Below are 20,835 nucleotides of genomic sequence, written 5' to 3'. Positions count from 1 at the left end.
TGTGCTGAATAATCATTTTAGTAAGGTCATGACATCCAGAAACCTTTACCCCTGAGGTATTTCCCACTGCCGTCGATTTTTTTCGGGGGCGCAGGAGCCCGCCCATCGTCAGGTGGGGTCTGAAGGAAGATGAAAGCAATAAATGCTTCTTTATCCCGGCGGATTGCACCAAACGGATCGGCCTGATCCAGCAGGTAACAGGCTAGCGCCATTGCTGTTGCGGTCAGACTGCCACAAGCACCGCAGTGATGATTGAGGCAATCGGTGTAAGAAACGGTACACCAGCAATAAGCTTTTCAACCGCTTCTTCGAGCAACACACCAGCAACGACGATCATACTGCCAGTCGTTGAAAGATTTGGTGAAAAGAATCGATCGGTTCGATCGATACACCTGATCAACAACAAGGATTATTTATCGAAGGAAGGAGATCTTTTGATTGAAGGACCGAAAAACATTGATGTCATTGGTCTGTCAGTAGAATAGGTCACGTACGTATGAAAGGGCGGTCAGTTAGGGAACCATAAATGCTGCGAGCATGTTGGCGCATTCAATGATCAAGCTGAGGTCGCGTTCTATGCAATAACGCCTTGATTGCGCTGTATGTTGCGAGCATCATCGCAAATATATGTACGTGGACTCTCTGATCTGATGACTTCCGATAAGACTTTAAAGCAGGCGATAACGAACATCACAATCTGGCGCAAAGGCGAACAACGAGCGCCGCATAAGCCGTTATTACTGCTGTATGTCCTTTCACATTACCGACAGGGGCATGGTCGTCTGTTTAATTATAGCGCTGAAATTCATGAGCCACTGTTAGACCTCCTGGAACGCTACGGGCCACAGCGCCGTGAACAGCGGCCGGATATGCCATTCTGGCGTCTGAAGGGCGATGGTTTCTGGGAACTGGAAAATGCAGAACGATGTTCAACCACTGGCAGCCAGCAGCCTCCCCGGCGCGAACTCACCGAACATAATGTCGCTGGTGGATTTGATGCCGGCAATTTTGCTCTGCTGGTTAAAAATCGTAAGTTAATCGACACGCTTGCCCATCAGCTCCTTGAGGCTCATTTCCCTACCAGTATTCAGGATGATATTGCTGATGAGATGGGATTTGATATCCAGCATTCACTCAGACAACGTGATCCGAAGTTCCGTCAGGCAGTGCTACGCGCGTATAACTATCAGTGTGCGGTTTGCGGCTTCAATATGCGACACGACAATGCGCCAATAGCCCTGGAAGCCGCCCATATCAGATGGAAGCAACACCACGGACCCTGTGAAGTTCCTAATGGTCTGGCACTGTGCGCTATCCACCACAAAGCGTTTGATCGCGGTTCTATTGGTTTAGATGAAAATATGCGCGTAGTCGTATCCGATGCGGTGAATGGTGGTGGGGTAGTGCAACGCCTATTCTGGGATTTTGCGGGGAAAGAGATCGCGTTACCGCAGGTTAAGGATAATTATCCCAGCGATGTGTTTGTTGAATGGCATTGGAGAGAGGTGTTCAGGGGAGTTAAGGTTTGATGGCGAAGATTGACTTACCTCCATAATGGCATAGTGTGTTGTGCTAAGTTTCTCGTTAACAGACTAATAATAAAGAGAAAAGTATGGCTGGTAAAATGTGGATGATCCGTGGTGATGGCGGCAAACTCTATGATGGTTTTCGTGATAAACAGGTCGTTGCGATCAGTTGGTCACAGCTTGCGCCTTACTGCCCACACCCGAAAGTAAGGAAGACGACGCCGCTATTGCCCATATGCTGACGCTGCTGGCGTCGCGCCTAAGGCAAGAACCCAATGCACCTTATTTTACCTCTTCTGATAATACCAAAGCCTACCTCCAGCTTGCCCCGCTCGAACGTGAAGTGTTTATGGTGTTGTATCTGGATACGCAATATCGGCTCATCGCCAGCGAAACCACGTCATTGGGTAGCATTCGGTCAACCGAAGTCTATCCCCGCGAAATACTCAAAATGGCGCTGTTCCACAACGCTTTAGCGGTCATTCTTGCCCACAACCACCCCAGCGGCAATACCGAGCCGAGTCAGGCTGACCGCGTATTGACGCAAAAATTAATGGGGGGATTGGAATTGATAGACGTTCGTGTGCTGTACCACTTAATCATCGGTGACAACCTGCCAGTATCTTTTACCGAACTCGGTTTGATTTAGGAGCAATCACAGGGTACAGCACCCTTATTAATTTAATGATAAAGGAGAAAAACCATGGCGATTATTCACACAGACAACGAGCACGGGGAAAATCACTTACCCGCCGGATGGCTAAGTGGCATGACCACCCTGTGTGGACTTTCCGACGATTCAGAAACGACGATAAGCGACGCACGTTAGGGCACCGTGACCAGTGAGGTGTGTATTGATATCGCCAGCACGATATTTCGCTGCGTGCAATCTGATGAGCTCCCCGCACCATGAGGATACCCTATGCATCCAGAAGATAACCCGACACCAGTCCCTGAATGGGGTCTACGGCGCGACATTTATCCTTGCTTTGGAGCCAGACTGGTACAAGAAGGCAATCGGCTACACTACCTTGCTGACCGTGCTGGGTTTTGCGGTGATTTAACCCCAAAGCAGTTGAAGGCGTTGAATACCGCTTTTCCAAAGTTTGTAAAACGGATGGAGGTCGCGCTGAAAAACGGTGGGCTGGATCCACGTTACTCCCGTCGTTTTACCCTCACCCTTAATGGCCTGACCTGTGAAGCTGATACCAACGGTAGCTACAGTTATGTCTAGCTAACGATTTACCCAGTCGAATAAACAAGGAAATTTACATGCAACACATACTAGCACTGCCTTTACCGGCGGCGGCTGGTTTTTTGAGCTGAAGCGCGAGCAGGAACGGCAGGTCAGAGCACTATTGCCGCAGATTGTCGCGCTGCCGTTGATTATCGAGGTTGCCACACCAGACAAAAAATACGTTATCTGCCAAGCCGATTATCCTGGCAACTATTATGCATATGGCAAGTCAGTGAATGAAGATGACGTGATCTGGAATCGGGATCGCATTACCGAGTCAGATCGTGGATGGGTTAAGGCTATCAGCGGCGCAGACCAGTTTATCTTCGGCTACACGCCGCTTCATGTGCTGTTGCAGTTTGCCAACCAGCATTACATCGATACTGGAGCCGTCTTCACCGGCAATTTAACGTTATTACAAATTCAGGGAGGAGAATCGTACTTGTAAGCTGATAGGGCTGTCGGGTGGGATTAATACATACTCATACGTCAAGAATCCGCTGAAATACATCGAGCCACTTGGTTTATGTAAGAGAGAGTCAGAAGAGTACGTAAACTTATATAGAACTGTTACTCCAGATGAATTATCTCAGATATTAGAAACTAATACTTTGCAACATAGGGTACAAAAGCTTCAGAGTATGTTAAAAAAGCAGTGCTGGAGTTTGGTGATGAGCCATATACTATGGTGAAACATACTGTTCTAGACTATTCAGCTTTGCCGTGAGGTGCGAGTGAGGAAAGTATACGTTACTATACATTTACATAGTACAGAAGACGGGGGGAGAAGAGGCCCAATCCCACTTATCCCGTTTAGGTGTTTACTGCTTTTTAAAAATATAGATGAACTATCTCATTATCCATATGACTGTCGGATATTTTTTAATGAAGGCAAAAGAGGGATCTGTCCCGGTGAGACGATGGAGAATGTTCCTGTCGCCTTTTTATCTCCAGATAAAATTTTCCCATATATAAGTATTGGTACGAAATTTAATATAAGAGATGGTAAAATCGTCGGAGACGGAATTATTACTGCAATAGATAAATCATAGGATTATTATTTTTATGCTATAACTTAATTATCCGTGGATGGCGGTAACATATGAACTATGATGTGATAGTCTCGGGAGTGTGCAAACGAGTCTAGTCGTATGATGTTCGTGTGGGGATGATTACGTAAGTTGATCTGATAGGGTTGCGGGAGGCTGAATTCGCTGGGGTGGATTGTTCTGCTTGGATTAACGGGAACACCTCTTGAAAAAGGTGCGTCTCTGCCTGATGGAACCAAAGTTTATAGAATTAGCACAGATGGTCCTTACAATTTTGATTTAACCCACGAGAAATTGATGCAATTAATAGTGGAAGATTAAATCCTCAAGGAGTCTCCGCAATTAGGACTGGAAGTTCTGGAGCTCTTAGAACCGCCGGCTATAATGTTATTCATGACCCATCTTCAAAGGGAGAATGAGGGAAAATCATGCGAGATTAATTCATCCTGATGGATTCGAAGGATTTAATGCTAATAAATGGAAGCTTACTAGTATTTTCAAATGTTGTGGAGGATAGAATGCTTGATTATATTTTTTCTCATAAGAATAAGGAAATATACGCTGCAATTTATTATGAAAAGGATAGCGATGTTAAATATTATTATAAAGGAATGGTGTTAGACTTTAAACTCCCTGATGATTTGTATAATCTTATAATGGATTACGATGATATTTTGAATGGAATGGCCTTATCGCTTTTAGACGAGGTGGAAGAAAAAATACAAGAATACGATCTAAGACTAAAAAATGCAAATGAGAGGATATTTTGTGTTGTAATAAAAGATAAAAAAATCTGTCTTTCTTTATAAAATACCCTACAAGTAACGGATTTCGAGATGCATACTGATTAACTTCGAGGATGAAAACCTGTGTAATAAATTGAATTTACACAACTCTTATTTATCCTTTCCTCCTCACTTGATGACTAGAGTATCGTATATATTTACATCTATCTGGCTATTTTTAGCCTTTCAGTATATTAAACCTTTATCCCCCGGAGCACCACTTTAGCGGCGTTCTTCATATCCCTGTTAGCCTGCTTAATATCCCCCCGCAGTTGCTTGGGAAGGGCTTCCTGGTCATGCTTCAGGTCATCCATTTATTCAGAATACGTTCAGTCGCCACTGAAGATGACGGGCTAGTATTTTGACGAAGAAACGGAGCTGCATTACAATCAGTTCAGAAATTATTCACCAGAATGCAGGTGGTTTATCAGCTAGGATCCTATTTCGTTGCGAGGCGAGCTAAACCTGTATGCTTATAGGCCGAATCCATTAAATTGGATCGATCCGTTAGGTATTAAGTGTTGATAAACAGCAAGAAAACACTTTTGAAATAAATTAATCTAATATTAATTATCATAAATATTCATCGGAAAACCTCGCTAGAATGAAGGATGGCCTTGCGCTTAAATGAGAGTTAAAGTGTTTAATTACAAGAAATAGAAATAGAAATAGAAATAGAAATAGAAATAGACATTAAAGATGTCAGTATGGAAATACATCATAGAAGCTTGCTGTAGCGAGGCCGTACTCCAAAAATTAATGAATCATGGGATCTGGAAAAAGCCACTCTGTGGGGGGATGAGGCAATGGAGCTTTATAGGCATACAGGTTATAAAGTGATAAGAATTATAAAGGAGACAAACGCATGGTAACGACCAATGATCTAAGAAGGTTTGTAAAAACAGATGGCTATATTGATTTGATGAATTCTGTTGTTTTAGGGCTCAACCTTGTCATGAATGAAAAAGAGCCGTCCAGTCAGGTTTTTAATATTTACGCTAGTGATGTGAATAATGCAAATATAACGGTTAATGACTTGGTGAAATTATGTGATGATAAAGATAAAATAATAAAATTCATTGATCTTTATTTCTCAGAAATAATTGGTGATGAAAAAGATGAGGATGACGATAGTGAAACTTTAGAAATCGTTCCTTTTTATAGAAACTTTCTCATAGGCCATCTCGTCGATTATTACATGCTAAAAAATAAACAAGATGAGCTAGATGGTTACTTGAAGAAAAGAAAAATAGCTGGCTACAAAAGTTTTGCAAATGAATTAAGAACAATATATAGCCGTATATGAAACTATTTGGGCGGGAAGGATCCTCTGATCTTTCCCGCTCATTTTATGGTGCGCCGGTCATGACGCGGAGTGCCCTGACAGGCACTGTCCTTTGACTGTGGTAGTCAAAAGACGAGCCGAAGGTGAAAGTCCTCTATACACCCAGTAAGGGGAACATGCCCCGACTCAAGTGTAGAACACGCGAAAGGCTAAACCAGGTAATGCGCTGTACGTTCTGGAAGAAACGAAAATTAGAGAATTTGTAGGAATAAAAGAGACATTCTGTGGAACACAAAAAGGTAGCCTGTGAGCCAATAAACATCATAAAATGTCAGGATAAAGCTATAAGGATAATAGCAGCGCGACGCTGGTACGATAATAATAGAGGGAACATATGACAGTAAAGAAAAGAAGACGTAAGCAGACGTGGAATATTGGTGATTTATTTACTATTCCGTTAGCAGATGGAACATATTCTATTGGAAGAGTTGTTGGTTATGAGCCAGAAGCATTAAATAGTGCGGTGTGTGCATTTTATGCTCACCGAGTAGATGTTTTTCCTAATATGGAATTAAATTTAAGTGAAGATGAACTAATATCTATTCTTTTTGTTACAAGAGATTTACTTGACTCTGGCGACTGGCAGGTGTTCTCACATTGTACTGACGAATTTCCACTCATTAAATATATTGATTTATATTCTCTTCGACACAAAGAGTTTATTGGTGTTAGTTCTATAGGCTCAGGTATTATCATTAAATTAATGAAAGCTTACTATAAATTAGGTATATGGGATAATTTTTACGACCCCAACTACCTTGACTCTTTGCTTATATCCGCTGATAAAAAACCAAAAGATGTAATATTAAAATAAGAAAAGCTAGGTAAGATCTCTCATCTTCCTGATTAACTTTATTTAGTCACTATTATCCAGAGCATCACACACACCATTTTTAACTCCCTTCAGCGAGAGTGAATAAGGATAGGTTATGGTGGTGGTAGCGTGTTGAAAAGTACGGTTTCGTCCGAATCACTCTGATGATCTGATAGGGCTGGTGGGGGAGTTAAACTTTTACCAGTATGCGCCAAACCCAATTAAATGGATTAAACTTGGATAAGTATCAAAGAGCATCGTCTTCGACGAAAAGGAAGTGAAATTATGCGATTAAGAGAAGAATTTATTGATGTTATATCCCATGAAATAGCTTCCTACTCTGCTCTTATGACGCTAAGAGAGCTGCTTGTTTGTTTCAAAAATCGGGGTATGCCTAAAGATGAAATGCTTTTATGCCTGAGTCATCTCAGATCTATTTCTGAGGAAAATGTTGTTCTAGAACTCATGGATTTTGCTGAGGGGTATTGCGATCCTCAGTTATCTATATATTGAAAATAAAAGTAGGGGAAGAAATTAAACCTGTTCAAGTTTTACGATCTGTTGGTGGGCTGCTTTACGTAGCAAGATGGAACAAATGCAAACCTGCGATATTTCCTGCGAACTGCTTTCCCGATTTAACTTTCTGACCTTCCTAATCCCCTTATTCACCGCATAATGCGCTTGCCACACTTGGCAGGCGCGTTTGCTTTTATATGGACTAAATACCATGCAAACAGAAGCTGAAGTGTTAACCGAACATAACGAACTGATTTGCTCGACCAGTATTGAGCGCATTGTCACCGGGCGCGACGCTGCGCTGAAGCAGATTGAAATGTTGATCCGCCAACTCGACAATATCTCACGCCTGACTTTCGCAATTGGCGGTAATGTGGCGGATTACTGGGCGATGCGTCAGAGGCATTCTTTTGACTGCTGGCTGGTGCAGTCCGTGGACCGTGGACAAAGCGATGCCGGTAATCACCCGTAATATCGACTGCAGCATCTGGCGCGAAATGATGTTGAAATCCGGCATGTTGAGTCTGATGGACGCTGAAGCCCGCAGTCAGTGGGAGCAAAATCCGGAAGAGGGCAATCTACCGGAAATCCGTGAGGCCAATATCCTTAGCACCTTTGAGCAGTTACACCACAACAAACAGGATGCGTTCGAGCGCGGCATTATCAATGTGTTTAAAGGGTTAAGCTGGGACTACAAAACAAACAATCCCTATTTTTATAAACTCTTTTATTTCAATTGATTATGGTGTAAATCGCGGTGCGGCCTTCCCATCGGAACATCAATAGACGTCAACGGACGTCTTTTTTTGTGCCAGAACCTCGTTCCCTGCAAGGCTTTCCCCATTTTTTAACCTAGTTTAATCTACATCAACCTACTGCTGTGGATACACTTGCAGGTATATCTCTGTTTGATAATGTTTTTTGTTGCGACCTAATAAGCTTGGACACTGAATAAGGATGATAAGTTATCTCCAATATAAAAGAGGTGTCCAATAAAAGGTCAGTGGGCTTTTCCATCGTGCGAGTCTATGTCAGGCAATGCCCAAACATAAAAAAATCCGTAATCCCTGAGAGATTACGGATTCTTACACAGCCACTGAATCGGTCAACCGAGCTTTAACTGATCGGCATTATCGACAAGAGGCCTTTTTAACCACAAAAATTACCAGCTATATTTTACGCCGACGTTTGCAGACCAGTCCTGTTCGACGTCGCCGCCGCCAAGATAATCACTGCCAGCATAAGCACTGAAGTTTTGGGTAAAGTTGAATTGACCACCAATACCAGCGCGTACAGCAGAGCCTTCAACGCCATTATCGATACTATCTCCATTGACATCAGCGCTGTTGCTATTAGCGTCGTCATACACGTATGCCAGTTTTGCATATGGAGTAAAGGATTGGTCACCAAAATCAAAGGTATAACCGGCGTTAACCCCAGCTTCATAGCGCATGCTGTCATAAGATTGGTTATCGACACTCATATCGTTGCTTAGCTGGTAGCTATCACCATCTTGGAATAGGCCAGAAACGCTTGCGTACGGAGTCAGATGACCGTGCTCATTAAATTTCCAGTCATAGCCAGTTTTCAGGCTGAAGCCCCAAGCATCGGATGAAATGCTGTCGCCGTTGACAGAATCACCGTTGCTCATCGTTGCAGAAAGATCGTTGCTAAAGCGGCTATAGCTCAGAGAACCATCGACAAAGATGTTGTTAGTGAACAAGGCTGAGCTGTAGATACGAGCGGACTGGCTGTCTTGGTCAACCTTACCTGATGCATCATCAATATCGCCTTTAGCAAAACCAGCTGCGGCACCCACAATCCACTGCGCGTAGTTGCCTTCAATCTGCTTATCTAAGCCGACCATCACACCACTGACGCTCTGATCGTAGCTGAGAGTATTAGTGTCAGCATTGAAATGACCACCGGTATATGCGATCCAAGCGCCACCAGTATCTTTCGCCTGTGCATTACGTCCATTGTCGAGACGGTTAGCTAAAGTATCTTGTTCCAGGTTCCAAATGTTGGTGTTTGCAGAAGGAATGCTGAGTGCCATATTGGCATAGTCAGTTAAGCCATCTTGTTTGAGAACAACGCTGTCGCCTTGCTGTTGGGCTTCATACTGATATGCACCCAAGTCAGCTTTGTTTGCTGCGGTAAAGGTTGCGTGAGTATCGGCGTTGTCATCATAAACGCGTACCAGCTCGTTGCCTTTGTAATCAGCAATAGAACCAGCCCCTGTCGCGTTATCGATACGAACTTGATAGTTGCCTGCCACGTCACCATTAACGGCTAAATGACCATCAGAATTTAATCCAATAACACCATAATCAGCGGAGTTGTCAGTGCTGCCGTTGGTATAGCCAGTGTTCATATCACTGTTCAGTACATAATCACGGCTAGCAACATCCAGAACGCCGCCATTGCTGAGTACCAGATTATGAGTGTCTACCTGACCCAAACCTAACGCCAGAGTTGCGCCGTTTGTAACGCTGATCTGGTTGGCATACAGAGAGGCAGTTTCTTCGGTTAAATCAACGGTGCTATAGCCATCGATATTGATGCTGTTCGCAGCAACTTTACCGTCATCACCGATATTCATAGAGGAGTAGCTGTTCAGATTGATCGTATCAGCTAACAGGCTAGAGCTCTCGACGTTGACTTGAGAACCATTGGAAACGGTTAATGTATCAATGTCAGACGCTTTGCGTGTATCCCACTCAGAACCATGATCCAATGTGACATTAAATACGCCGCTCTGGAATACTTCAGCGCCATTTACATATCCAGTGGTTCCATCGTAGGTCGAATCTGGCCACAGGCTGTTCGCCGCAACATCATAGAGATCTGCAGTTGCCTGCACATCAGAAATCGCTGCACCAACCCATTTGCTGCCATTATCCAAGGTGAGGTTCATTTCATCTGTGTTTAATGCATCGTCTGCATAGCCCAGATTGGAGTCAATGATACCATCAGCATTGGTGTCTGCGCCCTGTGGAGCAAAACCTGCATTGAAGTCGCTGACAAACAATACATCTCCAGTTAAGGTGGAATTATTGAAGGTTGCATTGTTTTTCATGGATTCCGTCGCGGTAGGATCATCAATTACCGCTAGCGCTACGTCATTCATGTTAATGATGGTGTCATTTGCATTAATAACACCGTCTTGGTTCACATCGTAATTAACCGGCATAACCAAATTGCCGTTATAGTCTTCAGGGCGTTCTGATTGACCGTAGAAACCGGTGGTGTCCAGCTCGGTCCATGCACCTGAGGTAACCGTTGAATCATTTACCGTTAGGGTATTATTGAATGTATCGTTACCAACATTCTCATCATATTGCTGAGGTCCCTGAACCAGAGTAATGCCTGCAACGTGTGAATTATTTTCAATAACGATATTGCTTTCTTCATCCAGCGTAATAGCTGTACCTAGGTTATAGGTATTAACTCTACCAGTAGTATCTGTGGCATCGGTATAGTCATAATGCTCAAAACTGTCATCAATCGTTGTATTATCAACGGTCAATGACAATGGATCATTATAACCCTGTACCTCGGAGCAATCGGTCGTCATGCACTGACTTGTGATCATTCCATGAACGGTGCTATTACTGATAGATAACGAATTTGAATTAGTTGTATCTTGATTTAAGTAGTTTGTTGAAATAACACCATTAACGACGGCGTTATTAATAACAGGATAAATCTCTGCTTGATAATCGCTATCAGAATCACCGTTCCAACCAACATATCCTTGGTAAGAAACGGCACCGGTTGTAGCATCATAAGAAAACGTATCCCAAGTGCCATTTGAAATATCTGTTGCTGACGCCTGAAAGGCTAACGCGACAGAACAAGCAATTGCTAGGCGGGATACATGAAACTTACTATTACTTTTCAATTGAATTTCCCCAATCATCTATACGATGTGACTTTGATTTAAATAAAGAACAAAAACATACGAATCTACGCGAACAACGAAGAAAATTATCAATGAACTATCCGTATTGCTCCTGTCGCAGAAAGCACAAATAGTTAATCAATAGCTATCATTTGGTTCAAGTTATTTATATATGAAACCCAAAATTGGATTTTTTTATATAATTCCGTTTTTGTATTATTCGTAAATGAGAGAAAAATTAGGAATTTTGCTGGGGATTAATGTCGGTAGCGTTATGGTAGACTATTAACCCCGTTTATATTTTTAGATGAGGGACTGCGTTGAATTGAGTGTGAGAAAATTATTATGCAAATGGGAAAGTTATCATGCTTATAGAGATAGGGTAGGATATTCATGAGTATAGTGGGGGGACTATAAGAATAGTTCAATGTTGTTTAATCTGGCTAAAAAAGAAGACTCAACTCTTTCGCGAGTAATGAGTCTCTAACCTCATCGCAATGAAAAAGACAGTACGCTAGGTGTCAGAGTATGCGGTAGTAATACAAGACTTCGCTTTTTAGCCAGTTTAAATTTTTTGAGATGCTTAAAACTTTTCAGGGAGATGGTTTATCTTTACTAGATGACTCTTTTTGGTTTCAATGTATCGTCCTTTTTTTAGCTCACTAATCACCAATGAAATTATACTCTTAGAGTACCCTGTCCTTTTATATAAGTATTGCAATACGCTGATCTTTCCTCTCACACTTTCAGGCTCATTTTCGAGTTGACGCAGTAGATAACATATTGCTGAATAAGAACTTCCTGACGACATAGTCATTTCATGTTCTAAAAGCTTTTTAATCAGGTAGGTAAGGTAGTTCACCGTATCAGGCCAGAGATTGTTAAGATTAATTAGCTCAATAGCCCGTTTGGCTGAAATGCAGTATCCCGAGCAATCGATTTCTGCAAAAAAACGACCCGCACGCTCTGGATAATAATAACCGACAATACCTACTAGTGCGGGGGCTCTCAGTGAACCTAGCCAATATTGATTATTTACAAACTCATAGCGAATTTGGCCTGTTTCAATGAAATAAAACAGGGGCTCTGAGCCATTAGAGAAGTCCATAATCTCTTCACCTTCGGCGATAAGAATTGGCTGTGCTTCATTAGCGATACATTGGAAGAGTGCTTTAATCGATGAGTCTGGAGTCTGTAACATTATCACATGCTCTGTTAATTTTTTTGTTATTTAATCATCATGATTTTCTACGGTTCAATAACATTGAGATAAATCCGAGGTTTATGCAATTAAAGTATAAGGTAAAACAATTTAGTGCTAATTTTAAACATATTAAATGCATCCCTGTTCTAGTTTGAGCGAGTATCTTCCTTGTATTTGAGTAGGAAAATAAAGAGTGTCAAATGAATAAAATTAGGAATTATCCTGCATATTGGGGTGGAGAGTATATACAGGAGTAGTATCTTCATAAGATAAGCTAATCTTTATATATATTATTTATTCAAAAACAGTTTAGCATATGGTCTATATAATGCAAAAATCCAAAAAAAGAAAATTTTAATCATTGTTGGGTGTGTGGGTATTAAATCCTAATAAAACCAATGAAATGGATTTGATTAGAAAAATTATTCGTCACGATTTATAATTATCATGAATATTCAACTTAACTCAATATCTCATTATCTTTTTTGAAAATATTAATCAACATTTTTACTTAACTGGTTTTTGAATCTACAGCGGCTTGCCAATATGACTCTGAATACCAGTCAGATAGCGTTAAACACCGTTTCTATTGTTAAATTAGATGCGGTAATAAATGAGTGGGGATGTTGCTATAACTGTTATTTAATAAAAGTATTTAATGTGTTGTGGCCAGTTGAGGAACTTTACTCGCTGAGTATGCAGGTCTTAAAGATAAATAAGAACCTTAGAAAGATTAGTGGTATTCATGTAATTCAGTAATTGAATAGTATGATTAACTCCTAACTTTCTCATAATGCTACGCTTACGAGCACTGATCGATTTTTCACTCACGCCTAAAGATTTACTTTGCTCGTGAGTGAACTGAGTTGTTCCAAATACATGCAAGAACCTCTTTTCTCTAGCGGTTAACAATGTTGTGGGATAAGACCCACTGGTGACTACGGTTTGGTTTTCGCATGTGCTTAACCATTTAGAGGGCATACTTTTGTTGTTTTGAACGACGAGATGGCATGTCTTTGTAATAAAGCGGGCGGCCACTTGGGCACTAACAATATCGGAAATAACGAGAATTCTATCGCCAGCTTTAAAACCGCGATACTCGGCAAGATGCAGTAGGCTGTCTGAAGGCGCTTTATCATTGATGAGAACTATATGTTCAAGGCTGTTTTGCGGGAGAGCCAAATCCTTACGTAATTCTATGCTGGTGGCATTATCTAAAATGCATAGCCTGCGAACAGCACTTTCAAGATAGTAATTTTCTGTGTAGGAAATGAGATTTAGCATAGATTATATTGAAATTGAGTATGTAAACGACGGATTCATTTATATGGAGTGTAATTATTAAAGCGATATTTAAAGAGGTGATGCTGCGATAATCAACACCATATCCATGCGCAAAATGATAATTGTTCCTGACTGAGTTGAATCAATCATCACAAACTTATTACATTTACGTTGAAACAAGTATATATCAGTGAAAAATGACTAAGGTATACAAAAAACAATCCAATATTGGGCTTCTGATTTTGTAAGTAATTGTATTAGGTAAGCGATAGCGACAAAACTTTCTCTAGGATGATCACTAAGCTTAAGGTAAATCGCTTTATGTGAGAAACGGTAGTTCTTGCTCGATAACCATCAATACTTTTTGCAACTGTGTTGCGTTCAGCCCTCCAAAACCAAAAAAAATTGCTGTTTCTGCACTGTGACCTTCCCATACTTCTTCTGACCCATTTTTTAGTTCGTGCAGCGTGTCAAAGCGTACCGCTGATAATAGGCAGCGGGCACGTAGTTGTTGAATGATTTCAGGAGAAAGCGACGTCAACAACGTTAGGTGTAGTCCAGCGTAGTGCCCCCATATTTTTCCTTGAGGAAATAAGTGTTGTAGACCTTTGAATAGCACTCGCTGCCGTACTTCGTATTCGCAGGCTAACTTACTTAAATGGGTATAAAAAACCTGACTATGCATAAAGTCTGCTAGGAATTGCTGTAATAGCCAGTTGCTACCGCTATTACTAAGCCCCTTCATATTTTTTACTGCGGGTAGAAGCGCATCTGGGCAAACTAAATAGCCTAAGCGAATTCCTGGCCCTAGCGTTTTTGAAAAGGTTCCGGCATAAATGACCCGATCTTGGGTATCCATTGTTTTGAGCGCAGGCAGCGGATTTTCTTCATAGGAAAATGCAGAGTCATAATCGTCTTCTATTACATAAGCTCCAACGCGTTGTGCCCAAAGCAACAATGCTTTACGCCGAGAAAGCGATAGGCGACAGCCTAATGGATATTGATGAGAAGGAGTCACGTAGCAGAGTTGTGTTGGATGTTCTGGTAGTTGAGCTACACACAATCCATGTTTATCGACATTTACAGCGGTGATGGTGGCTCCATGGTAATTAAATATATGCCAAGCGCCGGAGTAGCATGGAGACTCCGTCACCACGTGGCAGGGAGCGGCTTTTGTGGCTAATTTATTAAGCACAAAGAGTTGGCTGAGCAGTGATAATCCCTCTTGTACTCCGTTGGTAATAATGATGTTTTCAGATTGGGTATCAACGCCGCGAGAAAAGCGCAAATAGCGAACAATCTCTTGGCGTAGAGAAAGTAGGCCTTGTGGCGAGTGGTAGCGTGTGACTAACTGTTCTTTGAGATTTGATGGTGCATTATTCCATTTTCGCCAACTAGACCAAGGAAAAGCATTAGGGTCAGGAATGCCCATTTTACAGTAAACCTCAGCGGCCGGCTGGCTATATAAATCTACCGGCACCTCTGCAGGTACCAGACTTGTGGGCGCTGGGCCTTTAAAGTAGGGAATTTTGCGACCAACGGGTTTGACCGGCCGTGCAAAACAGACGTGATAACCCACTCCGGGGCGGCTTTTTATATAGCCATTAGCGACTAGTTTCTCATAAGCCAATGTCACTGTAATTCGCGCAATTTTTAATCTGCGGGATAATTCACGAATTGATGGCAACATATCACCAGCAATACATTCTCCATGCGTTATCGCCTGATAGTAGTATTGAAAAATCTGTAATTGCAGTGGTATATCACATTGCCTATCAAGTTCGATTTCCTGCATAAAATTATTAGCCTTGTCTCTTTTTACATAATCAAGCTCTGTACATTACTTCGCTTTGCCACCCCATAGTTTGACTCTACTCATAATGTGGTATCTGGCCCTATTTTTGCCGCCGCCCGTATCTATTTGAATGCATGTTTTCTCCGTTAGCTTAGTCGCTATAAATAATGAAAACTGAGGCAATACCATAATGTCATGGATACGAAAGAAAACGCTTTGGCTCTTTATTGCTGGAGCAGCAGCGATGCTCATGCTGGTATGGGGCGGCTGGCAGGGAGTACATCAGACCAGCACGACAGAATTTTGTTTATCTTGCCATTCGATGAGTAGTGTCGGGCAGGAGTATAAGGCGAGTATACATTTTAAAAACGCCTCTGGTGTACGTGCTGAGTGTAAGGATTGCCATATTCCACCAGGAATTATTCCAACATTAGTACGTAAAACTGAAGCGATTAACGATATTTATCACGAGTTTGTCTCTCCATCGATTAATACCCCGCAAAAGTTTGAAAGCAAGCGAGCTGAATTGGCGCAGCGCGAATGGAAGCGTATGAGTGAGAACCGTTCGGCCGCCTGTAAATCCTGTCATGCCTATGATGCGATGGATCACAGTAAACAGTCGGCCAATGCAGCCGCACAAATGACACCCGCAGCCCTAAAAGACAGCAACTGTATCGATTGTCACAAAGGCATTGCCCATCACAAACCGAACACAAGCAACGGGTTTCGCGATCAATACAAAATGCTCGTTCAGCAGAGTTCAAGCCTACCTAACGCATCCACGTTGTATGCCCTGAGTGAAAAATCGCTTAGTGCTACCGTCGACGGCTCTGCGGATAAAGCGCTACTCATGCCTGCTACGGAGGTTGCCGTTCTGCAAAAACAAGGTAACAAAGTACAGATTCAGATTGTGGGCTGGCGTGAGAGCAGTGGACGTGGACGCGTGATTACTCAATACCTCGGAAAACGCGTGTTTGCTGCGGTATTGGATCCTTCGTTGATGCCTGCGGTAAAGATCCTCAAAACTGAAGTAGATCCTATCTCTCATCAAGAGTGGCAACAAATCAGCGTAGCGGCATGGACGTCGAATGATGGCTTTACTGCCAGCATCGAGCCTGTGTGGCAATACGCAGATCAAATGTTGCAATCAACCTGTAGTGCTTGTCATAGCGTGCCCCCGACAACGCGTTATAACGCTAATGGCTGGATTGCCGGGCTAAAAGCGATGTCGGCCTACTATCGTCTGAATCAGCAGGAAGAACGCACCTTATTGAAATACCTGCAAACGCACGCCAGCGACACGGGTGAAAGTCGCTCCAATTAAAACAACAAATTAGAAAGCTAACTCCATGAGCAATCGAGGAAATAATGATGGACTTTAACGATTTCAGCCCTTCACGCAGGCGATTTATTACCGGGGTATTGGCCGTTGGCGCGGCAAATATCCTTTCCCCTCAGCCACTGCTAAGCCGCGTATGGGCTGCAGATGAAAAAACGGATCTTTGGATACAGTCTGGTTCACATTTTGGTGCCTTTGAAGCTAGGGTGAGTAACGGCGAGTGGATTGATACTCGGCCATTCAAGCATGATAAATTTCCGTGCGATATGCTCAAAGCGGTAAGGGAAATTGTCTATAACCCATCGCGTACGCGCTATCCGATGGTGCGTCTCGACTGGCTACGTAATCGTGATAAGTCTGATCGAAGCCAGCGTGGGGATAACCGCTTTGTACGGGTAAGTTGGGATCAGGCTCTCGATTTGGTTTACCAAGAGCTTGAGAGAGTCCAAAAGCATTACGGCTCATCCGGCGTTTTTACCGGCCTTGCCGATTGGCAAATGGTTGGCAAATTGCACAAAGCAGGTGGTGCGATGGATCGCGGGCTGGGTTTGCATGGAAGTTATGTGACGACCGTCGGAGATTACTCGGCGGCAGCGGCTCAGGTGATCTTACCGCACGTTATTGGTTCACTGGAGGTTTACGAACAGCAAACGTCGCTACCTTTAGTGATTGAAAACACTAACACCATCGTTCTGTGGGGGTGTGATCCGATCAAAAATCTGCAAATTGAGTATCTGGTACCCGATCACGATCCCTTTGGTTATTGGTTGCAAATTAAAGAGCGAGTTGCGCAGGGGAAAATGCGGGTGATCAGCGTCGATCCGGTGCGTAATAAAACTCAAAATTATCTCAACGGTGAGCAGTTGGCGTTAAATCCGCAAACTGACGTCGCATTAATGCTTGGTATAGCGCATACGCTATATCAGGAAAAAATTTACGACGCTGCTTTTATCAAAGATTATTGCGTTGGTTTTGAACAGTTCCTGCCCTACCTGTTGGGAGAGAGTGATAAACAGCCAAAAGATGCCGAGTGGGCGGCGAAAATTTGTGGCTTAGACGCTGACCAAATCCGTGAGTTTGCCCGTTTATTGGTCAAAGGCCGCACTCAGTTTATGGGGGGCTGGTGCGCCCAGCGTATGCATCACGGCGAACAGTATCCATGGATGCTGGTGGTATTAGCCAGCATGGTGGGGCAGATCGGCTTACCTGGTGGCGGGGTGGGATTTGGCTGGCATTACAACGGCGGTGGCACGATAACATCGTTGGGGCCAGTCTTATCTGGTTTGGGGAGTATTACGAATCCTCCACCGCCGATTCATGCGGCCGATTTTCGTGGCGCTTCAGAGCACATTCCGGTTTCACGTTTGATTGACTGTTTGCTTTCGCCGGGAAAAAAAGTGGCGTTTAACGGTGAAACATTGACGTACCCCGATATCAAAATGGCTATTTATAGTGCGGCCAATCCATTTCATGCCCAGCAGGATCGTAACCGTATGATCGAGGCTTGGAAAAAGCTGGAAACGGTGGTCGTGCTGGATCATCAGTGGACCGCCTCTTGTCGATTTGCCGATATTGTATTGCCGGTGACGACGCGCTATGAACGCAATGACGTGGAACAGTTTGGCACCCATTCTAATAAAGGGTTGATGGCGATCCGCCAGATCGTTAAACCACAGTTCGAAGCTCGTCACGATTTCGATGTGTTTCGTGGTTTGTGCCAGCGCTTCGGGCGGGATGATGTTTACAGCGAAAAGCGCGATGAAATGCAATGGATCAAGGCTATTTACCAAGAGGGGGTAAAGCAAGGTGAGGCTACCGGTGTTCCCATGCCAGATTTTGATACTTTCTGGAATGGCGATGGCTATATTGAATATCCCGCAGGACAGCCTTGGGTACGTCACGGTGATTTCCGTGAACAACCCGATCTCAATCCATTAGGTACGCCATCAGGGCTAATTGAAATTTACAGTAAAACCATTGCCGATTTTCATTATGAAGGTTGTCCGGGGCATCCGGTGTGGATGGAGCCGTTTGAGCGCAGCCATGGCGGCAAAGGTGCTGAAAAATACCCGCTGCATCTGCAATCGTGTCATCCCGATAAGCGGCTGCACTCACAGCTGTGTTCCAGCGAGGAGTTTCGTAAAACGTATTCTGTAGCAGGGCGTGAACCACTCTATATCAGCCCCAAAGACGCAAAATCTCGTGGGCTAAAAGCGGGCGATGTAGCGAGAGTATTCAACGATCGTGGGCAGGTATTGGCCGGCGTTGTGATAAGTAGCGATTATGCATCAGGAGTTGTACGTATTCACGAAGGTGCATGGTATTCGCCGTTGGTGGGTGGTAAAGCAGGAACATTGTGTACCTACGGCGATCCTAACGTTTTAAGTGCAGACATTGGCACATCACAGCTAGCTCAGGGGCCATCGGCGCATACTGCTTTGGTTCAGGTGGAACGGTATCGCGAGGAGCTTCCTGCTGTCACCGGATTCGGTGGACCACTGGAGGTTAAGTCAGAGAACGGAGGAGCTCATGCAGCTATTTGATGATATGGCTCGGCAACGAGCCCAAATTTATCGTTGGTTCTCGCTGCTTTTGTTTCAAGAACTTTCAGATGAGGCTCTGGCTGGATTGCGCGACAAAAACAATCTGGCGCTGATGAATGGTTTGAAGTTTATTCCTGAACTGCTGTTGCCTACACGGCAGTTCCAGCGACGACTGTGCGCGGCCCTTAAGCGTAAAGCTCGTCAGCAGGAGTTAGCTGCTGATTTTGCGTCGCTGTTTTTGCTGCCGTCACCTACAGGGGTATCTCCATACGCCGGACATTATCCACATACGACGCCTTCCGAGGAACGCAGAATCATGCGTCAATGGCTGGTGGAGTTGGAACTCGCCCCGGAAAACAATGAAGCGGCCGACCATATCGCCATTCAACTCGGACTGATGGCTGCGTTGATCGAAGGCGACCCTCACTCTGAAATATTGTTGGCGCAGCAGTATCATTTTTTGCGCCAACATCTTTTGGTTTGGCTACCATTATTCTCTAAACGTAGCTACCAGCGTGATAATTTTGGCTTTTATGCTGCAGCAATAGGTCTTCTGCTGAGATTTATACAACTTGATATTGAATGGATAATTGACAGTTTTCCAATGAGAGACAGCAACGAAGGCTAGGTTGCAAGATGCTAGGTTGAAAGATTAGAAAAATAACGGAGCACTGGCGATATAAGACAACATGACGTCTTTGTATATCACCAGTGTTCTGCCTATTTATTTAGAAGCTCCAGCTTACGCCAGTAAAGAGGCTAAAATCATAGGCACTATCAACCATTGGGCTATTCTTGATTTGGTTATCCAGCATCGTATAGCGCGCCGAGCTCAGCAACGTGAGTCGGGGTAATAATTTATAGCTAACACTGAGGCCTAAGAACGGATTCCAGCTATCTTCTGGCTGGTATTTTTTTAATCCGCTATCATGTGATTCATGGTCGGATATGCCGTAATAATATTGAGTAAAGCTGTTGCTATACCAAGTGATCCCAGCAGAGGGGATAATGCTCAATTTGCCCATTTTTATTGCTTGCATCCAACTGGCTTCACCGATAAACCCATTGCTCTTATCAAGAATGTCTCCTGAAAAAGAGAATTTTACCGTTCCCCATTTCTCATGTCGATAATAAGACATGCCAGCCAACGCGGTAGTCTCTCTTTTGTCCAGTTGTTGTAGTGATTTTTTATCGCTATCACCGGGTTTAAATTCATAAGGTAAATAAGATAGCGTCGCGCTGAACTCATTTTTATCGTCATGAGAAATAATATAGCCAAGAGACGTTTCTCTAAAATATATCTTATCACTTTCATAATGGGCAAAAGGAATCGCGCTAAAATCTTTTGTATAATCTGCATAAGGCGATATGTGATATATGCCGCCGAGGCCAACAGAAAGCTCATTGGCTGATGCATTGGCAGATATCAAAACTGCCAGAGAAATACCAACACAAGTACATGCGCGAACAATCACGATGTTGCACCTTTAAATT

At 43.3% G+C, this 20,835-nt stretch carries 18 protein-coding genes and 3 pseudogenes; 15 read left to right on the top strand and 6 right to left on the bottom strand.

Features of this window, described 5'->3' with window-relative positions; translation table 11 throughout:
- Window positions 1-26: 26 nt before the first annotated feature.
- On the bottom strand, window positions 27-212 hold the full coding sequence (locus HMPREF3091_RS19290) for a hypothetical protein (protein WP_070718134.1): 186 nt from the start codon (window positions 210-212) through the stop codon (window positions 27-29).
- Window positions 213-650: 438 nt separating this feature from the next.
- Between HMPREF3091_RS19290 and HMPREF3091_RS19285 the strand changes: the two genes are divergently transcribed.
- The 12 genes and pseudogenes from HMPREF3091_RS19285 to HMPREF3091_RS19245 all read left to right on the top strand — a co-directional run.
- Window positions 651-1,529: a phosphorothioated DNA-binding restriction endonuclease gene (locus HMPREF3091_RS19285; protein ID WP_070718133.1), complete on the top strand. Its 879-nt coding sequence runs from the start codon at window positions 651-653 to the stop codon at window positions 1,527-1,529.
- Window positions 1,530-1,612: 83 nt separating this feature from the next.
- Window positions 1,613-1,714, top strand: a pseudogene (locus HMPREF3091_RS22545) (restriction endonuclease); the annotation flags it as partial.
- A 47-nt stretch (window positions 1,715-1,761) separates the two neighbouring features.
- Window positions 1,762-2,175, top strand: coding sequence for a JAB domain-containing protein (locus HMPREF3091_RS19280; RefSeq protein WP_070718127.1), 414 nt, complete (start codon window positions 1,762-1,764; stop codon window positions 2,173-2,175).
- Window positions 2,176-2,229: 54 nt separating this feature from the next.
- On the top strand, window positions 2,230-2,355 hold the full coding sequence (locus HMPREF3091_RS23015; protein WP_256385892.1) for a hypothetical protein: 126 nt from the start codon (window positions 2,230-2,232) through the stop codon (window positions 2,353-2,355).
- A gap of 93 nt (window positions 2,356-2,448) precedes the next feature.
- Window positions 2,449-2,760, top strand: coding sequence for a type IV toxin-antitoxin system YeeU family antitoxin (locus HMPREF3091_RS19275; protein WP_070718124.1), 312 nt, complete (start codon window positions 2,449-2,451; stop codon window positions 2,758-2,760).
- A gap of 124 nt (window positions 2,761-2,884) precedes the next feature.
- The gene (locus HMPREF3091_RS19270) at window positions 2,885-3,211 is read left to right on the top strand and encodes a metallophosphoesterase family protein (RefSeq protein WP_070718122.1); all 327 of its coding nucleotides are present in this window, start codon (window positions 2,885-2,887) and stop codon (window positions 3,209-3,211) included.
- A gap of 1,050 nt (window positions 3,212-4,261) precedes the next feature.
- Window positions 4,262-4,621: a hypothetical protein gene (locus HMPREF3091_RS19265; protein WP_070718120.1), complete on the top strand. Its 360-nt coding sequence runs from the start codon at window positions 4,262-4,264 to the stop codon at window positions 4,619-4,621.
- A gap of 327 nt (window positions 4,622-4,948) precedes the next feature.
- Window positions 4,949-5,113: pseudogene (locus HMPREF3091_RS22965) on the top strand (RHS repeat-associated core domain-containing protein); the annotation flags it as partial.
- Window positions 5,114-5,462: 349 nt separating this feature from the next.
- The gene (locus HMPREF3091_RS22335; protein WP_083321469.1) at window positions 5,463-5,903 is read left to right on the top strand and encodes a hypothetical protein; all 441 of its coding nucleotides are present in this window, start codon (window positions 5,463-5,465) and stop codon (window positions 5,901-5,903) included.
- 373 nt (window positions 5,904-6,276) lie between these two features.
- A complete protein-coding gene (locus HMPREF3091_RS19255; RefSeq protein WP_070718116.1) occupies window positions 6,277-6,756 on the top strand; it encodes an Imm26 family immunity protein in 480 nt (159 codons plus the stop codon).
- Window positions 6,757-7,041: 285 nt separating this feature from the next.
- On the top strand, window positions 7,042-7,269 hold the full coding sequence (locus HMPREF3091_RS19250) for a hypothetical protein (RefSeq protein ID WP_070718114.1): 228 nt from the start codon (window positions 7,042-7,044) through the stop codon (window positions 7,267-7,269).
- Window positions 7,270-7,483: 214 nt separating this feature from the next.
- A pseudogene (locus HMPREF3091_RS19245) lies at window positions 7,484-8,009 on the top strand (DUF4942 domain-containing protein); the annotation flags it as partial.
- Window positions 8,010-8,434: 425 nt separating this feature from the next.
- Here HMPREF3091_RS19245 and HMPREF3091_RS19240 read toward each other — a convergent pair.
- The 4 genes from HMPREF3091_RS19240 to HMPREF3091_RS19225 form a co-directional block, all read right to left on the bottom strand.
- Window positions 8,435-11,194 carry an autotransporter outer membrane beta-barrel domain-containing protein gene (locus HMPREF3091_RS19240; protein WP_070718113.1) on the bottom strand — a complete coding sequence of 920 codons (2,760 nt, stop codon included), beginning with the start codon at window positions 11,192-11,194 and terminating at the stop codon, window positions 8,435-8,437.
- Window positions 11,195-11,759: 565 nt separating this feature from the next.
- Window positions 11,760-12,377, bottom strand: a complete 618-nt coding sequence (locus HMPREF3091_RS19235) for a helix-turn-helix domain-containing protein (protein ID WP_004097260.1) — start codon at window positions 12,375-12,377, stop codon at window positions 11,760-11,762.
- Between the two features lie 708 nt (window positions 12,378-13,085).
- Entirely contained in the window at window positions 13,086-13,664 is a 579-nt protein-coding gene (locus HMPREF3091_RS19230; protein ID WP_070718110.1) for a LuxR C-terminal-related transcriptional regulator, read from the bottom strand.
- A 319-nt stretch (window positions 13,665-13,983) separates the two neighbouring features.
- Window positions 13,984-15,459 carry a MocR-like pyridoxine biosynthesis transcription factor PdxR gene (locus tag HMPREF3091_RS19225; protein ID WP_070718108.1) on the bottom strand — a complete coding sequence of 492 codons (1,476 nt, stop codon included), beginning with the start codon at window positions 15,457-15,459 and terminating at the stop codon, window positions 13,984-13,986.
- 190 nt (window positions 15,460-15,649) lie between these two features.
- On the opposite strand from HMPREF3091_RS19225, the gene torC reads away from it, so the two are divergent.
- Genes torC through torD form a run of 3 tightly spaced genes read left to right on the top strand, consistent with a single transcriptional unit; the run spans window position 15,650 to window position 19,969 of the window.
- Window positions 15,650-16,783 (top strand): pentaheme c-type cytochrome TorC, encoded by a 1,134-nt coding sequence (torC, locus tag HMPREF3091_RS19220; RefSeq protein WP_070718105.1) that lies wholly within the window; start codon window positions 15,650-15,652, stop codon window positions 16,781-16,783.
- Between the two features lie 47 nt (window positions 16,784-16,830).
- Window positions 16,831-19,341 carry a trimethylamine-N-oxide reductase TorA gene (torA, locus tag HMPREF3091_RS19215; protein WP_070718102.1) on the top strand — a complete coding sequence of 837 codons (2,511 nt, stop codon included), beginning with the start codon at window positions 16,831-16,833 and terminating at the stop codon, window positions 19,339-19,341.
- On the top strand, window positions 19,328-19,969 hold the full coding sequence (gene torD / locus HMPREF3091_RS19210; protein WP_070718099.1) for a molecular chaperone TorD: 642 nt from the start codon (window positions 19,328-19,330) through the stop codon (window positions 19,967-19,969). Before torA ends, torD begins: the two co-directional genes overlap by 14 nt.
- A gap of 100 nt (window positions 19,970-20,069) precedes the next feature.
- Here torD and HMPREF3091_RS19205 read toward each other — a convergent pair whose 3' ends face one another.
- Window positions 20,070-20,816 (bottom strand): MipA/OmpV family protein, encoded by a 747-nt coding sequence (locus HMPREF3091_RS19205; RefSeq protein ID WP_246840027.1) that lies wholly within the window; start codon window positions 20,814-20,816, stop codon window positions 20,070-20,072.
- Window positions 20,817-20,835 lie beyond the last annotated feature (19 nt).

Source organism: Hafnia sp. HMSC23F03 (assembly GCF_001816025.1).
GTDB lineage: Bacteria > Pseudomonadota > Gammaproteobacteria > Enterobacterales > Enterobacteriaceae > Hafnia > Hafnia paralvei.
This window is presented reverse-complemented; position numbering and strand designations above follow the sequence as displayed.

Bases quoted from the DNA above. Each gene is read 5' to 3' on its own strand.
- HMPREF3091_RS19290 (WP_070718134.1), bottom strand. From the start codon at position 212: ATGGCGCTAGCCTGTTACCTGCTGGATCAGGCCGATCCGTTTGGTGCA.
- HMPREF3091_RS19285 (WP_070718133.1), top strand. From the start codon at position 651: ATGACTTCCGATAAGACTTTAAAGCAGGCGATAACGAACATCACAATC.
- HMPREF3091_RS19280 (WP_070718127.1), top strand. From the start codon at position 1,762: ATGCTGACGCTGCTGGCGTCGCGCCTAAGGCAAGAACCCAATGCACCT.
- HMPREF3091_RS23015 (WP_256385892.1), top strand. From the start codon at position 2,230: ATGGCGATTATTCACACAGACAACGAGCACGGGGAAAATCACTTACCC.
- HMPREF3091_RS19275 (WP_070718124.1), top strand. From the start codon at position 2,449: ATGCATCCAGAAGATAACCCGACACCAGTCCCTGAATGGGGTCTACGG.
- HMPREF3091_RS19265 (WP_070718120.1), top strand. From the start codon at position 4,262: ATGGATTCGAAGGATTTAATGCTAATAAATGGAAGCTTACTAGTATTT.
- HMPREF3091_RS22335 (WP_083321469.1), top strand. From the start codon at position 5,463: ATGGTAACGACCAATGATCTAAGAAGGTTTGTAAAAACAGATGGCTAT.
- HMPREF3091_RS19255 (WP_070718116.1), top strand. From the start codon at position 6,277: ATGACAGTAAAGAAAAGAAGACGTAAGCAGACGTGGAATATTGGTGAT.
- HMPREF3091_RS19250 (WP_070718114.1), top strand. From the start codon at position 7,042: ATGCGATTAAGAGAAGAATTTATTGATGTTATATCCCATGAAATAGCT.
- HMPREF3091_RS19240 (WP_070718113.1), bottom strand. From the start codon at position 11,194: ATGATTGGGGAAATTCAATTGAAAAGTAATAGTAAGTTTCATGTATCC.
- HMPREF3091_RS19235 (WP_004097260.1), bottom strand. From the start codon at position 12,377: ATGTTACAGACTCCAGACTCATCGATTAAAGCACTCTTCCAATGTATC.
- HMPREF3091_RS19230 (WP_070718110.1), bottom strand. From the start codon at position 13,664: ATGCTAAATCTCATTTCCTACACAGAAAATTACTATCTTGAAAGTGCT.
- HMPREF3091_RS19225 (WP_070718108.1), bottom strand. From the start codon at position 15,459: ATGCAGGAAATCGAACTTGATAGGCAATGTGATATACCACTGCAATTA.
- torC (WP_070718105.1), top strand. From the start codon at position 15,650: ATGTCATGGATACGAAAGAAAACGCTTTGGCTCTTTATTGCTGGAGCA.
- torA (WP_070718102.1), top strand. From the start codon at position 16,831: ATGGACTTTAACGATTTCAGCCCTTCACGCAGGCGATTTATTACCGGG.
- torD (WP_070718099.1), top strand. From the start codon at position 19,328: ATGCAGCTATTTGATGATATGGCTCGGCAACGAGCCCAAATTTATCGT.